The sequence below is a fragment of the Parabacteroides sp. AF17-3 genome, assembly GCF_003635445.1.
Lineage (GTDB): Bacteria > Bacteroidota > Bacteroidia > Bacteroidales > Tannerellaceae > Parabacteroides > Parabacteroides goldsteinii.
The window spans coordinates 1-16,701 of record NZ_QTMM01000025.1 but is presented as its reverse complement, the minus strand read 5'-3'; the positions used below and the strand labels follow the sequence as shown (position 1 = coordinate 16,701).

The following is a 16,701-nucleotide window of genomic DNA, read 5'->3' as shown; positions in this document are numbered from 1 at the left end:
TTATATGAATCAGAAAATAAAAAAACATCTAAAGAAAAGATTTGCATCTATATTGAGAATTAAAGATGCCGTAAACACAATGCGCTTTCTGTATTTAAATGGACAAAAAAAACAAGATTTCGGACTTAGATCTGAAGAGTCCCCTATCTCTATGCCGGCACACATTTCCAATCCTCAAAATGTATTCATGCATGATCAAACACGAATTCAGGGATTTTCTAAAATTATCACGTATACCGGGAAATTTATTATGAAAAAATATTCAGGTGCAGCCCCCGGATTAACAGTCATAACCGGTAATCATATTCCTACTGTAGGTATACCGCATTTTATGTTACCCATTCTCCGGATCAACGAATCAGAAAAAGATGTTATAGTAGAAGAAGACGTATGGCTTGGAGCAAATGTAACATTATTATCCGGAGTTACCGTAGGTAGAGGTGCTGTAGTCGGTGCCTGTAGTGTCATATCAAAAAATGTACCTCCATATGCAGTTGTGGTAGGTAATCCGTTTAGAATTATAGCTTCTAAATTCACTATCGAAGAAATATTAGATCATGAAAGAATTTTATATCCTGAAAATGAAAGATTCTCCCAAGAATACCTTGAAGAACTTTTTTGCACTCATTTTTTTGATAAAAAATCAATAGGAAAAAGACTTGATCTCAATCTGTAAAAATAATATCAAACAAAAAAACAGGCAATAATCCTAGTGTCTGTTTTTTGTTTGATATTATTTCTGAGCACTCCTATTTAATGCAAAACTCAAACTTTATCGAACGCTAACCTTTTTAATGCATCTTCAAATAAGGATTCATACATTGAGGCTATTTTTTCCCATGAATATTCGTTCTTAATTAACAAATAATTATTTTCTTTAAAATTCCGGACTTCGAATTCATCTATTTGATTTATAACATTTACAACATCTCGATCTGTTGAGAAAAACAAAGCATTTCCTTTCAAGACAGCCCTATTAAATACATTATCATGTGCAACAATCAATGCTTTACTTGCCATCGCTTCCAAAAGAGACGGATTTGTCCCACCTACAGAATGACCATGAAAGTAAGCTTTAGCATAATATCTCAGACTATCCAATATTTCTTTTTGATATAAACCTCCTACAAAATTTATATTCTCATTAGCATATTTATTTTTCAGATACCTTCCATATGGTGTGTCGTTATTGCCAATCACAAGAAATGGCAACTTTGAACCAGACATTAAATAACCGTCCAATACAGGCTCTATATTATTCTCTGGCTCAAGACGAGCTATCAGCATAAAATAATTATTTGGAATTATTCCATATGCCTTAATACATTGTTCATCAAATACATCTACTGGTGTTGCCCCATATGCTATACAACATGAATCTACCCCAAATTCATTTTTATAATACTGTTGAATACCTATATTATCAGAAACCAAATAATGAGATTTTTTTACGGCTAATTTTTCTAATCTTTTTATTAGCCACCGAGTAGTACGATTCCACTTACTTCTCTTCCACTCTAAACCATCCATGTTGGTTATTAGAATAGGGGACTTACGTTGTCCCATCAAAAAGTAAGAAGGAGCATTACTATGATATCCACATTCCAATATGATATCAAAATCTAATTTCAGCGCATCCTTTAAACACAAATAATCATAAATAAAATTAGCAGAAGCCCCGATTGATTTCTCCGGACTATAAATCTTCCGAATCATCACACCATTGTAAGTATCTGATTGATAATAATGAAAATGTGGGTTATAAACAGTTACCTGATGCCCTCTTTTTACTAATGAAACCGATACACATTCAGCAAACTGCTCAAACCCTCCATAATTATTAGGTATACCTCTCGTTCCTAAAATTGCTATTTTCATCTCAAATTTCTTTTATTTGTGCTTCTATCTTATGTATCATATCGGCACGATTGAATAATAAAGATTTGTTCTTTGCATTTTTCGACAATCTTTCGTATTCTCCTGATTCAAATATATATATAATTTTTTCAATTACAGCCTCAATATCTCGGGAGTCAACTAAAAAACCATTATAATTATTTTCTACTAACTCAACAGGACCGCCTATCGGTGGAGCGATAACGGGCACACCGCAAGCCATTGCTTCCAGTAGCGTAAGTCCAAATGTTTCTATCCAAAGTGAGGGAATAGATAAATTTAAAACTAAATCGGCCTGATGTAAAAAATCAAATACCTTTTTTTGTGCCGGATATACATGCAAATTTACTGGTATATTTTGAAAAAAAGTAGCAGTCTCTTCCTTTGAACCATTTACAACTAAGGTAAAACGATATTGGGGTAATCGTTTAGCCAGTTCTACAAAAACATCGATTCCCTTATAACGCTTTAAAGAACATATCATTAAAATATTATAAGGTTTGCTTCTATGCTCTCTTGATTTTAAATTATTCAAAAAATCATCAGAAAGAGCATTATAGACAACTATAGAATTCATCTCTTTTTTTAAATATTGCTTTTGCAGATATTTAGAAACAAAAATTGTTTGTGTTGAAAATCGACGCCAAACTAATTCATAAAAATGATGTAATATATTAGGATTAACATATTTCTCATGTACATGATATATTACTGGGATGTTACATAGTGCAGCAGAAAATACAGCCCCTACAGGGCAAATTGTATTTACATAAAACAAAACATCCTTCTTATGGATATATTTCAATGAGGAGAAAAACATATATGTTTGAGCATATAACAACCATAACAGAGTTATTATTTTATTCTTTGTCCACTTATATCTAAACAGATGATTGACAACCCCCTCTAGTCCAGTCAAAAATCCGTCTGTATTAGAAGTATATAACTCAACCTGATACCCTTTCTCTACTAAGGCACGAATAACTAGAGATAAAACTCGTGGACTTCCACTATAATCATTATACAAATGAAAACATATAACTTTCTTCATTGACCACTTAATATTTTCGAAGTATTCTAGCAGGAACTCCTCCTATTACACAATGATCTGGAAATTCGCCTTTTACAACAGCTCCTGCCGCTATAACACACGAATTACCGACTTTTGTTCCGTCTAATATAGTAACTTTTGCCCCTATCCAACAGTTATTACCTATTACTATTCCTTTATGAGAAACACCCTGATTTTTAATCAACACTGATTTATCCTCAAAGTTATGGTTCTCTGGATGACAAGAAAAATAAGCACCTATAATACAATTATCGCCTATCTCCAAACCGCCAGCACCTCCCAGATTAGCATACTCTCCAATGCCAACATTATTGCCGATATGGATAAAGCCTGTAATATTCTGATAATTTTTAGAAACATGAATACTAGAATAGGCTGAAATTTTGACATTATTTCCTATACGAAGTGATTTTGGAGCCAATGCAGATATAACTGCTCCCTTTTCAACTAACAACATTTTCCCTAAATCCATATTCCTAAAATAGGACATGGAAACACCTCTTTCAACAAACAAGCTCAAACATACTCTTCCCCTAAATAAAGAATAAAACACCCCCCTCATTTTGCATAAAAATAAATGCATAATAAACAATATCAAAGTATAATCCGTAATATTCTCTGATAATGAAAACTGAGCATTTCTTAACCTCATCATTTTTTCAAACCAAAAAGATATACGCATGTTTAAAAACCCTCCATATTCTTATTTTGATTAAAAACAAATAATAGTACATATACTTTTCTGAAGCTAAGGCTATTCGACCGAATAAGCTTCTTTTTGTATGAACATTCGCAATTTTACAAGTTTCTTTAATAGCCTTTCCACTTAAACTTATACCTCCCATTCTCATATGTGCAACTACTTTCTCAAAAAAAAGAGTTTTCAAACGATTTTCCTTTCTTGCAAGAAATTCATAATCAGCACATATTTTATACTCAAGGTTAAAAAGACCTGTTTCATCAAACAATTGCCTATTATGCAAAGAAGCTACATGAGCTACATTCATAGCCTTTGAAAAATCTTTCCAATTCCATGCCGATCCCAATCGGCAGAACACACGTCCTGAAGAATCTACATAATTTACCCAGGCAGATACATAATCAATTTTCGTACAATCCGTTTTAGCTAATGCATCCTTGTAAAAAGAAATAGTATCCGGGCACAAAATATCATCAGCTCCTATAAACAAGATCCATTCTCCACAGGAAGCCTTAACACCTTTATTCCAAGCATCATAAATTCCTTTGTCTTTTTCATGTATATAAATATCTATAATATCCATATTTTCCTGAACTATCTCATGAGTTGCATCCGCTGAATTTCCATCAACGACTATCAACTCGACCTCCTCTGCCTTTTGCGATCGTATACTGTTCAGACATGCATTCAATGTCTCAGCAGCATTATATGTAGCTATTATAATACTAAACTGTTTCATTTTGCGTCTTTTTATATTCATTTTTCAGCATAGAATATGTATAGCCTGCCAATACTATTAGATAACAAGATTCACCTGAGAAAAAGCCATTTACAACTAACATTGAGAAGTTAAAAGATAATAAGGCAGAAAACAATAGAAAGAAAACGAATTTCAAGTCCGGATTCCCTTTTGAATAAACATATCCCTTATAAAGCAACATACAAGAAAACAATAAAACGAGGATAAGCCCTATCAAACCAGTCTTTATCAATAAATAGGCAAAACCATTATGAAATATTGGAATATCATTAATTGTCAATCCAGGCATAATTAATCCATATTCCAAAGAGATAGTTTTTCCAAAGCCAAAACCTATAATCTTATGAAATGTATCTGCACTCATAAAAGCTTTAACTGCTTCAAACAGTTCATAGGCTCGCCAATTGTATAAAACCGAATCATAATCATCAAATGATTGAACAAACATTTCTGTTATAGAATTACGCATCTTCTCTGCTAGGAAATTATTCCCATTCAGCAAAACGGCAATAATACTCACCAATCCAGCCAAAATAATCACAAACAAATAATTCCCAATTCGCCTGTATTTTTGTATAAAGTTATAATAAAGTAATGGTACCAGGAATAAAAGCAATGTAAAATAATATACACGTGACGCAAAATAATAAATTGTTAAACAGTTTATTCCAATAAACAAGAACCAATATAAATTACTTATTTTAAAATCTTTCAAATATTGCTTACCCAAAATAACAATGACTATAGCTAATACTGGCGAAGGAGTTCCTGTCCCAATTGAATACCGTGTATCCTCTGCATCCGCAACAAATAACGTATTAAACTCCAATGTTATTTGCATAAAATAAATCAAGGAATAAATAGTCCCGAATAAAACAGTAACAAGTAAGAACTTTTTTAATGATATATATTTATATGTAAAATGTCCTACAATGAAAGCCGAAATAGGGCACAAAAAATATGCAACATCACGTACGATATGCGTTATTTGATATCCTGTTGCTACTCTTGTCCCCAGTATCAACAAAACGGCTAAGGGAATAAGAATTTTAAAATTTCTTACTTCCCTTATATTTTTACATAAAAAATAACATGCTACTAAGTCTAATAAAACAAAACGGGCTATCTGAAATCCATATCCTACTGCCGCCAGTAAAAAAAGACATAGAATCAGTATCCAATAATCTATATTTCTACTTGTTGAAAAAACTCCAGTACTTTCCATTAATTAAACTTCTGAGGAAATATTACAGATCTTTCATTAGACTCTTACCTGTCAAGATAATAATAGGAATAGCTAATGACAATATCAATGCTATTGAAAAAATAAATAATTTATTAGGCTTCACCGGCTCACTTAAACTATAAGCTTCATCAATGATCTTAGCTTTATCCATAGTTGTTGCTAATTTTAAAGCAGACTCTTCTTTCTGTTGTAACAAATATAAATACAATTCTGATTTTATCATTTGCTGACGTTTAATATCCAAGAACTCTCTTTCCTGAGTTGGCATCTTTTTAATACGAGTGAGAAACTCCCGTTCCTGCTTTACCAGATCTTGACGTGCAAAATTAAAACCAGCCTTAATACTCTTAAATGTTTCCAACACGTTATTACGCATAATCTCTATCTGTTCATTTAAAAGTTGGACATTCGGGTTATCTTCAGTTGTCGTATTCAACAATCTGATACGTGCCAATAAATAATCATTATATTGCTGCAAACCTTCAGACGCTGTTTTTTCCGTTACCCCCAAGTTAAATGGAGCCAATGCATATTTATTTGCAGGATCCTTAAGAAAATCTTCAATCAAACTTACTGTAGCAAACTGAATTTCTGAATCGATCAGCTTTTCCTTAAAATCACCGTTCTTTGTCAATAAAATCTCAGCCTCTGTTTCCAGATCCGTTAAGTTATTATCTATCTTATACGCTTCCAACCGTCTTTCTATCTGATCCAGTTCCCTTTCATTAATAGCAATGCGTTGATCATAAAAAACACTCGAACGTTCTGCCGATATATTTTTATCTTTCAAGCCTTCTTCATTATACTTACGAATAATTGTATTCAAAAGAGCTTTTCCTCTACGAACATTTGTCTCTTCAATACTCAAATTAATACCATTTGCTTTTTTCTCTTTGATAGAGACAAGCAAATCCTTCATTAACGATTCCGTAGCAACATCATACCCACTGAAAACAATTTTCATAGACTTCACAGGATTCTTCTCGAAGTAAGATGTTTTTTCTATTAGAAAATCACCATAGCCATCCGTTTTAAGAACAATGGGAAAAGTAGCTGAAGTAACTTCACCTATCGTTGACCACCCTTTCTTTGCTTTCACTTTTACAGAGCCATTAGATTCGACCTTCAATTTAAAAGTGATCTGGCTAGTAAATGTTTCAGCTAAGCTATCTTTAGACGTTACAGTAAAAGGAGAATCTCCAAAATAATCTACCTTGGAAAAGAGACCTCCGGAAGTATAACGGGTATTAAGTCCCAATTCTGCAACTGATTGACGAAGTAGCGTATATGAGTTGATTAACAATAATTCATCATCAACAGACGCTCCACCTACACCTAAAGAACTTCCGAAAGAAAATCCTTGTAGCATGGAAGACATTGCAGCACTGGCTCCCCCCTTCTCTGACTCTGTTTTTATTAATACATTTGCATCTACTTGATATACAGGCTGTGTTACCCAAACATATAAAACAGACAATGTTACACAAACTACTACTGATATCAAGAACCATTTCCAATAATGAAAAGCTTCCTTTATTCCTTTAAACAAATTTAAAGGAGTATCTTTTACTTCTGTATTTTCCATAAATATTACGTTATTTATCTTCTACTTATTGCTAAAACTATACTTGTTACGGTAGAACATACACTCACTATTGCAGTAACGATGGAAAGAGAAAATTGATCTGTTTGGCTATAACGGGAGTTCTTCTTTCTCTTGTCGTTAGGTTCTACATAAACTACATCATTTTGCTGTAAATAGAAATCAGGGTCAATCAAAAAATCACTGCTTGTCACATCATAAACTATAATTTGCTTTACCCCATTAATATCCCGAATAACTTTTACATTTTTACGGTCTCCAAATATAGTCATATCACCAGCATACCCTAATGCATCCAGAATTGAAACACGATCTGTTCCAATCGAATAACTACCGGGTCTATTCACTTCACCCAGTACAGTTACCTTATAGTTAATAATATTCAGGTTTACAATAGGATCTTTTACATATTGCCGAATTTTATCCTGAATTAAATTTATTACATCTTGCTTCCGCATATCAGCAATCTTCAGCTCACCGAGCACTGGGAAATTGATCATTCCAGAAGCATTTACCGTATATGTTTGCATTGCCTGAGATGATGCAATATCTTTGGAACCAGAAGCAGAACCTCCCACAGTTGAATTAGAAATAACCCCTCCTTCCTTAACAAAAGACACCAATGGTAAATTAAAAGGAGCAACAGCTAAAGGGTCTGTCGAAGATACTGAAATAGTTAACACATCTCCCACCTTAATCATCGGATCAATATAATTCTTCATTTGAGCTATTTGCTCTGCTGTTATATCGTTCCCCTTTTGAAAATAAGTAATATCTTTAGGGACAGCGCAAGATCCCATTAAGATAATAAACAACACTGCCGAAGCTAATTTCAATCTCATAATTTTGTTTTTCTTCAAATAAGTTGCAAATATACGACTTTTAGTTCAACCCCGGACCATATAAGTGTGTTCTTCTAGTCCGAGTTACATCTATAACGATGCATTTGTTAATATATTGCTGCATGATGAAGTAAAAATATAGGAGATTTTATCTCTCTTTCTTGAATTATCATGTACTTTTGTCCCAAAAGAAACAGATTATGCTTGAAGTAGGAAAATATAACACGCTAAAAATAGTAAAAGACCTGGATTTCGGGGTCTACCTGGACGGGGGTAACGGGAAAGAGATACTTCTGCCGGCCCGTTATGTTCCAAAGAACGTAAAGCCGGGGGATGAAGTGGAAGTCTTTATTTATCACGATAATGAAGGAAGGCTGATCGCTACGACAGCACGACCGCTGGCTACTGTCGGCGAATTCAAATTCATGGAAGTCAAATCGGTTAATAACACGGGGGCTTTTCTGGAATGGGGGCTGATGAAGGATCTGCTCGTCCCTTTCAAAGAACAAAAGATGCCGATGCGCGAAGGCAGGTGGTATCTGGTATATGTCCATCTCGATCATATCACCGGACGTATCGTGGCTTCTGCACGTATCGACAAGTATCTGGACAATGTAATGCCCGAATATACCTTCAATCAGGAAGTAAACTTACTGGTGGCGGATGAAACGGAGATCGGTTATAAAGTTATCATTAATAACCTGCATTGGGGATTGGTATACTATAATGAAGTCTTTCGTCGCCTGGAAAAAGGAGAAGAGATTAAAGGCTACATCAAAGAAGTCCGCGAAGATGAAAAAATAGACGTAAGCCTCGTTCCGCTGGGCTATCAGAAAATAGAAGGACTGGCCGGAACCATTCTCGAATCGTTAAAAAGTCAGGGAGGATTTATCGCTGTACACGACAAAAGTGACCCGGAAGTCATTCAATCACTTTTCCAATGCAGCAAGAAAAGCTTCAAACAAGCGATCGGTGCCCTTTACAAACAGCATCTTATCACGTTAGAAAACGGCGGCATAAGTTTAGCAAAAAAGCAGGATCAAACAGACGAATAGCACTACATTTAACTAAATATCAAATATTTACGAGTGACGCCGCCTTATACATGCAGCGTCACTCGTTTTATTATTAACTTTTTCCGGCACAAGTCATTTCTGATAAAGTCCGATACCCTCCCGAAAGAGCCTAATACTTTACAAGATGTTTCTTATTGAATACTAACTTGTTTTTTAGATTCAAATGTCTTTTTGTAAATATGGTTGACTCTTAGCAGAATCAACAAATGAAAGAAAAGCAGTACAATCGAGAACAAGAGCGTAATTTGCGTCATCAGGAAATTTATCGTCTTCGCATTTTGGAGGGTGAGGATATTTCGAGTATTGGTAAAAAATTTGGCCTAAGCCGTGGTAGTGTTTATTATGCATTAACTACCTTTGAAGAGGAAAATCCTCAACAAGCAGAGTTAATGAAGAAGCAAGGTAAAGACGTTACTCCTGAAGACTACAAAAAGTTACAAGAGGAGATTGCAATCCTGAAAAAGGATTTGGCCCAAGAACGCTTGCGTGCTGATTTTTATGAAGAAATGGTCGTATTCGGAAAAGAAGTTTATGGCATCGACCTAAAAAAAGTTGGCACCAAGTGCATGTAGGCTTCACAATAGGGACAAAAAGCTTTACGGCATTGTCCCTATGTGTCGTCTACTTGGTGTAAGCAAGCAAGCCTACTACAAGCATATTGATAAATTGATGTTCAAAATGGCTCAGGAAGCCTTTGTGGTTGAGTTCGTTAAAGGTGTTCGCAAAAATGATCGTGGTATCGGAGGCAATAAACTCTGGATGATGTATCATAACCGGTTCGGAGAGGAACAGAGTGTAGGGTATAACCGTTTTTATGATATTCTGGAACGCTATGGCTTAAAGGTGCGCAAACGTAAACGGCGCGTGTCAACCACTGATTCCAATCATGATCTTCCTCTTTATCCAAACTTGGTTAAAGACCTGATCCCCACTCGTCCCTGTCAGTTGATAGTGAGTGATATCACCTATATTCCTTTTGGGATAACTCCAGAGAGAGAGAAATACGACTTCTGTTATCTATCCCTGGTTACGGACTATTATACGAAAGAAATCGTAGGTTATAGCGTAGGAGATACATTGGAAACGAAATACCCATTGCAAGCATTAGAAATGAGCTTGAAGCATTATAAAGGAAAAGAGCTTTCAGAGCTAATCCATCATTCCGATCGTGGTGTACAATATGCCAGCTATGCCTACACAGCCCGTTTGAAGGACTGCAAAATAGGCATAAGTATGACCGAGAGTGGAAACCCCAAGGATAATGCCGTGGCCGAACGTGTGAATAATACCATTAAGAATGAGTTTTTTAAAGGTATGGAGTTCTATGGAATCAGGCAAGTAAAGGAGGCCGTGAAAGCAGCTGTGGACTTTTACAACCATGAACGCCCCCACTTGAGCCTGGAGGGCATGACACCAAACCAGGCTGCCAAATGTGAAGGCGAGATGAAGAAGAATTGGAAGAGTTATCGCGAAATAGCCATAAAGAAGCAATATGGCATGGCTCAAACAGGATAAGAGCAGCCTCAAGAGGGAGGAAGCACACGGTAGACTCTTTGGAGGCTTCACGCCTCCAGCCGCATGGCAAACCTCCGTGGTGGTTTTTCATAATCTTTTTGGGGGAGAATAAGATTTTTGATTATTTTTGTCAGGGTAACCTCGTTCATGAATAAGATAGAACATGGTCAACCTGTTTTATTACTAAGTTTTAACCGAGTCAACCTACTTTATCGATAAGACATTTAGTAGTCAACTAAAAACGTTAACATACAAAACCTATATGTTTTTAATCTTTCGACCATGGGCAACTTCAAATTTGACCTAGGTCAACTATAAATTCGACCTGGGTCAACTACGTATTTCACCTGGGTCGAATGATTAAGAAGTTATAACTTTACATCTAATTATATACTAGTAAAGGGGTTAAGGTAAATAGTATGATCGCTAAAAAATAGAGGCAATGATACCAAACAAAAAGTGACGCCGTCCTAAATAGCCAGCGTCACCTTCTACATATTGATAATTAATAGCTTCGTACTTACAATTCTTTTTTGAAGCTGTTTTTAATCTAACTTTAATACAGCAAGGAATGCCTTCTGCGGAACTTCTACCGATCCGATCTGCTTCATTCGTTTCTTACCTTCTTTCTGTTTTTCCAGCAATTTACGTTTACGTGAAATATCACCACCATAACATTTGGCTGTTACATCCTTACGTACTGCCTTGATCGTCTCACGGGCAATGATCTTCGCTCCGATAGCTGCCTGAATGGCAATATCAAACTGCTGGCGAGGTATCAATTCCTTCAGTTTTTCACACATACGACGACCAAATGCCACACTGTTATCCACATGTGTTAATGTAGACAGGGCATCCACCGGCTCACCGTTCAACAGGATATCCAGCTTCACCAGTTTACTCGGGCGGAAATCATGGATATGGTAATCAAAAGAGGCATATCCTTTAGAGATACTCTTCAGTTTGTCATAGAAGTCGATCACAATTTCCCCTAAAGGCATATCGTAATGGATTTCCACACGATCGCCTGAAATATATTCCTGTTTCAGCAGAATACCACGTTTACCCAGACAAAGTGTCATGATCGGACCGATAAAAGTCGTGTTCGTTATGACAGAAGCACGAATATATGGCTCATCGATATGATCGATCAATGTCGGTTCAGGCAAACCGCTAGGGTTATGAACTTCTATACAATTACCTTTTTTATCATATACTTTGTAGGATACGTTAGGTACTGTCGTAATCACATCCATATTGAATTCACGGTCCAGGCGTTCCTGAACAATCTCCATATGCAACAATCCCAGGAATCCGCAACGGAAACCAAAACCCAGAGCGGCAGAACTTTCCGGCTGAAATGTCAGGGAGGCATCATTCAATTGCAGTTTCTCCAATGACGCACGCAGATTTTCAAAATCTTCGCTGTCGATCGGATACACACCGGCAAACACCATCGGCTTCACTTCCTCGAAACCGGCTATACCTGCCTTTGCCGAACGGGCCACATGAGTTATAGTATCGCCGACCTTTACTTCTTTTGATGTTTTAATACCGGAAATGATATAACCTACATCGCCGGTTCCGATTTCACTGCGTGGCGACATTTCCAGCTTTAATACACCGACTTCGTCTGCGTCATATTCTTTTCCTGTCGCGATAAACTTGACATGGTCTCCTTTTCGGATCACGCCGTTCACCACCTTGAAATAGGCGATAATGCCACGGAATGAATTAAATACGGAGTCAAAGATAAGACACTGAAGCGGTGCTTCCGGATCTCCTTTGGGAGCCGGCACTTTTTCAATGATCGTATCGAGGATCTGAAAAACACCTTCACCGGTCTTACCGCTTGCCCGGATAATATCCTCACGTGGACAGCCCAACAGTTCAACGATCTGATCTTCCACTTCTTCCGGCATAGCGCTGGGAAGGTCTATCTTATTCATGACCGGGATGATCTCCAGATCATTTTCGATTGCCATATACAGATTGGATATAGTCTGCGCCTGGATTCCCTGGGCGGCATCGATAATCAGCAAAGCCCCTTCACATGCAGCAATAGAGCGGGAAACTTCGTACGAAAAGTCGACGTGTCCCGGCGTATCGATCAAATTCAGGATATATTCTTCACCTTTATAATTATATTTCATCTGAATGGCATGACTCTTGATCGTAATGCCTCGTTCGCGCTCCAGATCCATATCATCGAGGACCTGCGCTTGTAAGTCTTTGCCTTCGACTGTCTTGGTATATTCAAGCAAACGGTCAGCCAAAGTACTCTTACCATGGTCAATATGAGCAATAATACAGAAATTGCGGATATTCTTCATGTGCTAATTTATTTTAGGTGTGCAAAGATAGGAATTTTAGGTCAAAAACTATACTTTTGGCATACCATTTGTTGTTAATATTATATGACACTACAAGAAATAAATAAAGCTTACAACCGCATTATCGGTTCATTAGATAGCAAGGAATTAAAGAATGCTTTTGATTCCATTCAGGCACTCATTTCCGGAAGCCGTGAAATATCGTTCCAGGACAAATTGAATGAGTTGCAGGATACATATAAATATATGTTGCGTTATCGCATCGAAGGGGCCAAAGATCCGATGCAGGAACAGATATATAACAAGATCCAGACCTCCTCATACGAGTTGGCCGACCGGATCAAGCATAAAGCGATGGCAGTTGAATCGCCTTTGGCCTTCTATAGCCGGCGCAGGAGTTTGCAAGTCCAGCCTAACGTGACTTTCGAGAACCTCCACCTCCAGCTAAGCAAGCATTATGCGACAGGAAACAGGGCCGAATATGATGCCATGCTCATTGTCTTGTTCAATAAGATATGGGTCTCCGATCCTTTCATGGTTGAAGATGCTGCTGTTATAAAGAATATTCTTTTCGATAACGAACTTCCGTTTACGGCAGGCTGTCAGATTGTTTCATCGCTGACGCTCGGATTACAGGCTGCTTTCGACCCGGAGAAAATGATGTTATTGTTTGATGCGGCAAATCATAGGAATGAAGAGATCAAAGTACGTGCGCTGATCTCCATCCTGCTTACATTATATACTTATAGAAAAAGAACGGCTCTTTATCCGCAAATAATAAACAGGCTGGATGCTCTTTCAGAGGTTCCCGGCTTCACGAAAGCTATACGGACCATCACACTGCGTTTTATCCTGGCCCGTGAGACAGAAAAGATTACACGGAAACTACAGAATGAGATCATTCCCGAAATGATGAAACTGAGTCCTAAGATCAGCAATAAAATAAATCTGAAAGACATTACCCCGGAACAGCTTGGAGAGGAAATGAACCCGGAATGGGAAAATATATTTGCCGACAGTTCGCTGGGTAAAAAGATGGAAGAATTCAGTGAACTGCAACAGGAAGGTGCCGATGTCATGCATTCCACCTTCGTTCATTTGAAGAGTTTCCCCTTCTTCCGCGAACTGAGTAACTGGCTTTTGCCATTTACGACAGAACATTCATCGTTCGGGGATCGTTTTAACCAGAACAATGGTGAAAAACAGATGCTGGACTCCATGACGCTGGCAGCATTCATGTGCAATTCCGATAAATATTCATTATACTTCAGTATGATGCAGTTGCCTGAAGAAGCTAAAAAAATGATGATGAATCAGTTTGACAGCCAGGCTACTGAAATGATCCAACAGAATAAAGAAGAACTGATCAGTAAACGGGGCAAACTGGAGACGATTACAGGACAATATATACAAGACCTGTACCGCTTCTTTAAAATATATCCGGGACACCTGGATTTCAACGACATTTTCACATTGCCTCTTGACTTTCATAACCTGGATATTTTGCGTCCTTATATCTCCGATGAAGAAAGTCTGAGTACGATTGCAGAATACTACCTGCGCAAAAACTATTTCAGTGATGCTCTGACCATCTTCAACCAATTGGCTGAGACGAATCAGGAGAGTGATATACTTTTCCAGAAAATAGGCTACTGTAAGCAAATGAATGATGATTTACAAGGAGCTCTCGATGCTTATCTGAGGGCAGACCTTTTAAATCCGCAAAGCAAATGGGTGATCCGCCGGATTGCCGGTTGCTACCGTTCGCTGAAAGAACCGGAAGAAGCATTAAAGTACTATCGCCGGTACGAGAAGCTGAACCCAGATAATTTATCTATTACAATCAGTATCGGACATTGTTACCTGGAACTCAAAAACTACAGTGAAGCATTGAAATGTTTCTTCAAGGTTGATTATATGGATAGCAATAGCAAGGCATGGCGTCCTATAGCCTGGTGTTCGTTCCTGACCGGTAAATATGATCAGGCACGCAATTATTACAAAAAGATATTGGCTGATCAACCCAATACGCAGGACCTGCTAAATGCCGGCCATACGGAATGGGCTCTGCAAAATATAAAAGGGGCTATAGAATTCTACAGGCAGGCTATAGAAAAAGAAAACGGGAATTTCTATAAGTTCCAGGAAGAATTCAATCAGGACATCCCGGATTTAATCGTGGCCGGTATAGAAGATTCAGAAATATCTCTGATGATGGATCAGTTGAGGTATGTACTAAATGATTCTTTATAAAATAGACTATAAACAACATACAGATAATACAGATCAGGCAGATTTACATGGATTCTTTACCATGTAAATCTGCCTGATCTGTATTATTCATGTGCCATAAGCAAATGATGCAACCACCTTCCCTGTTATACCGGTTCAACAGGTATACAAATATCCACAATAAACTTTTTTTCCGGATGTTCGTCATGGTTATTCTGATAAATCTCATAATGATGTCCATAACCACACTTACAGCCATTTTCTTCCAATAAATCGAACATTGCCATCCAGGCAGCCGGAAACTCAGACATAGATAATTCAAAACGTCCAACCGCATACAACCCACCGGAGAGCTTATAGCTTCCAATAATTCCTTCCGGCTTCATTTCTTCCGGAACAAACATGGCCGCATCGGCTGTTAATTTATCGACCGGGGTAACACGAGGATCATCATGATAGACGGACAATAACCTCATATCCGGTTGTGAAACAAACCCTCTGGGCAGTGCCCACTTCATAAGATTGGCGAAAGCCTCCTGCATCTGGTCCAATGCTCCCTGATGACGACAATAAATAATAGCCCTCTCAGGCATCTGCTTAATTTCAAAAGTGCAATTCATATCCATACCATTTACTTTGATTGTTTTATCACGACAAAAATAGCGTGAATAAAGCGAGGTATGTTGCTCGTTTATGCTCTTGAATTGACATTTCTTGCTATCCGGATATCCGTTCTTGCGACGATACTCTTCGGCAGAAATACCAAAATGACGTTTGAAACTACGACAAAAAGAAGAGGCGGAAGAAAAACCCCAATCATAAGCCACATCCTTGATCGCAGCAGGATCACTCAGCAAAACATTGGCCGCCCGCTCCAATCTTCTCCGAAGAATATACTTTCCTACAGGTTCAGCCATGGAGGCAGTAAATATCCGATGAAAATGATAAGTAGAAATATCAACTAACGACGATAACTCATCTATCGATATCTGCCTGTTCAGATTTGAATTAATATAATCAATAACCCGGTTGATTTGTTTTGTATGATCTTGTAATGTTGTATTCGCCACGTTTATATGTATATTTGAATGAGGTACAAATATAGGAATTGGTATTCATATATAAAAAGGAGCTCTTCATAAACGCAAAAAGGAACCAACCTTTCGATTGATTCCTTTCATTTGTTTGGAGTCTGTGACTCTAAAACGGCGGCTATCTACTCTCCCACTTTTACGCAGTACCATCGACGTGGTTGGGCTTAACTTCTCTGTTCGGAATGGGAAGAGGTGGATCCCCAACGCTATAACCACCTTAATACCTTTTAAGATGTTTGACCTGGACAACGCTACTCTTTCAGTAACTTGCGCTTTGTTAGTATCTCTACTAACCCTGCTGATATATCAATCCTTCCTTCCGGAAATAGAAA

Annotated in this window: 14 protein-coding genes and 1 rRNA gene; 5 read left to right on the top strand and 10 right to left on the bottom strand. The window is 37.4% G+C overall.

The window, feature by feature from the left end:
* The first annotated feature begins 4 nt into the window (after positions 1 to 4).
* Positions 5 to 676 carry a DapH/DapD/GlmU-related protein gene (locus DWW91_RS25450; protein ID WP_122329290.1) on the top strand — a complete coding sequence of 224 codons (672 nt, stop codon included), beginning with the start codon at positions 5 to 7 and terminating at the stop codon, positions 674 to 676.
* 89 nt (positions 677 to 765) lie between these two features.
* On the opposite strand, the gene DWW91_RS25445 is transcribed toward DWW91_RS25450, so the two are convergent.
* From DWW91_RS25445 to DWW91_RS25415, 7 genes are read right to left on the bottom strand one after another with little or no spacing between them, the layout of a single operon-like run.
* Positions 766 to 1,878, bottom strand: coding sequence for a DUF1972 domain-containing protein (locus DWW91_RS25445; protein ID WP_122329289.1), 1,113 nt, complete (start codon positions 1,876 to 1,878; stop codon positions 766 to 768).
* 1 nt (position 1,879) lies between these two features.
* The gene (locus DWW91_RS25440) at positions 1,880 to 2,947 is read right to left on the bottom strand and encodes a glycosyltransferase family 4 protein (RefSeq protein WP_010802554.1); all 1,068 of its coding nucleotides are present in this window, start codon (positions 2,945 to 2,947) and stop codon (positions 1,880 to 1,882) included.
* Positions 2,948 to 2,954: 7 nt separating this feature from the next.
* Complete coding sequence (locus DWW91_RS25435) at positions 2,955 to 3,623, bottom strand: acyltransferase (RefSeq protein ID WP_233584575.1); 669 nt, start codon at positions 3,621 to 3,623, stop codon at positions 2,955 to 2,957.
* A gap of 4 nt (positions 3,624 to 3,627) precedes the next feature.
* Complete coding sequence (locus tag DWW91_RS25430; protein ID WP_007658602.1) at positions 3,628 to 4,407, bottom strand: glycosyltransferase family 2 protein; 780 nt, start codon at positions 4,405 to 4,407, stop codon at positions 3,628 to 3,630.
* Positions 4,394 to 5,653 carry a hypothetical protein gene (locus tag DWW91_RS25425; protein ID WP_122329287.1) on the bottom strand — a complete coding sequence of 420 codons (1,260 nt, stop codon included), beginning with the start codon at positions 5,651 to 5,653 and terminating at the stop codon, positions 4,394 to 4,396. Before DWW91_RS25425 ends, DWW91_RS25430 begins: the two co-directional genes overlap by 14 nt.
* A gap of 22 nt (positions 5,654 to 5,675) precedes the next feature.
* Complete coding sequence (locus DWW91_RS25420) at positions 5,676 to 7,259, bottom strand: GNVR domain-containing protein (protein ID WP_122329286.1); 1,584 nt, start codon at positions 7,257 to 7,259, stop codon at positions 5,676 to 5,678.
* A 14-nt stretch (positions 7,260 to 7,273) separates the two neighbouring features.
* The gene (locus DWW91_RS25415) at positions 7,274 to 8,119 is read right to left on the bottom strand and encodes a polysaccharide biosynthesis/export family protein (RefSeq protein ID WP_122329285.1); all 846 of its coding nucleotides are present in this window, start codon (positions 8,117 to 8,119) and stop codon (positions 7,274 to 7,276) included.
* A gap of 200 nt (positions 8,120 to 8,319) precedes the next feature.
* On the opposite strand from DWW91_RS25415, the gene DWW91_RS25410 reads away from it, so the two are divergent.
* The 3 genes from DWW91_RS25410 (at position 8,320) to DWW91_RS25400 (ending at position 10,710) form a co-directional block, all read left to right on the top strand.
* Entirely contained in the window at positions 8,320 to 9,174 is an 855-nt protein-coding gene (locus DWW91_RS25410) for a S1 RNA-binding domain-containing protein (protein WP_010802549.1), read from the top strand.
* A 227-nt stretch (positions 9,175 to 9,401) separates the two neighbouring features.
* Positions 9,402 to 9,767, top strand: a complete 366-nt coding sequence (locus DWW91_RS25405; protein WP_122329284.1) for a hypothetical protein — start codon at positions 9,402 to 9,404, stop codon at positions 9,765 to 9,767.
* Positions 9,748 to 10,710, top strand: coding sequence for an IS3 family transposase (locus DWW91_RS25400; protein ID WP_255420061.1), 963 nt, complete (start codon positions 9,748 to 9,750; stop codon positions 10,708 to 10,710). Before DWW91_RS25405 ends, DWW91_RS25400 begins: the two co-directional genes overlap by 20 nt.
* Before the next feature lie 545 nt (positions 10,711 to 11,255).
* Here DWW91_RS25400 and lepA read toward each other — a convergent pair.
* Positions 11,256 to 13,043 (bottom strand): translation elongation factor 4, encoded by a 1,788-nt coding sequence (gene lepA, locus DWW91_RS25395; protein ID WP_122329283.1) that lies wholly within the window; start codon positions 13,041 to 13,043, stop codon positions 11,256 to 11,258.
* Positions 13,044 to 13,127: 84 nt separating this feature from the next.
* Between lepA and DWW91_RS25390 the strand changes: the two genes are divergently transcribed.
* Positions 13,128 to 15,296, top strand: coding sequence for a lipopolysaccharide assembly protein LapB (locus DWW91_RS25390; protein WP_122329282.1), 2,169 nt, complete (start codon positions 13,128 to 13,130; stop codon positions 15,294 to 15,296).
* A gap of 125 nt (positions 15,297 to 15,421) precedes the next feature.
* Here DWW91_RS25390 and DWW91_RS25385 read toward each other — a convergent pair whose 3' ends face one another.
* Both DWW91_RS25385 and rrf read right to left on the bottom strand, forming a co-directional pair.
* On the bottom strand, positions 15,422 to 16,345 hold the full coding sequence (locus DWW91_RS25385) for a GyrI-like domain-containing protein (protein ID WP_010802547.1): 924 nt from the start codon (positions 16,343 to 16,345) through the stop codon (positions 15,422 to 15,424).
* 133 nt (positions 16,346 to 16,478) lie between these two features.
* A 5S ribosomal RNA gene (rrf, locus tag DWW91_RS25380) occupies positions 16,479 to 16,589 on the bottom strand.
* Between the last annotated feature and the right edge of the window lie 112 nt (positions 16,590 to 16,701).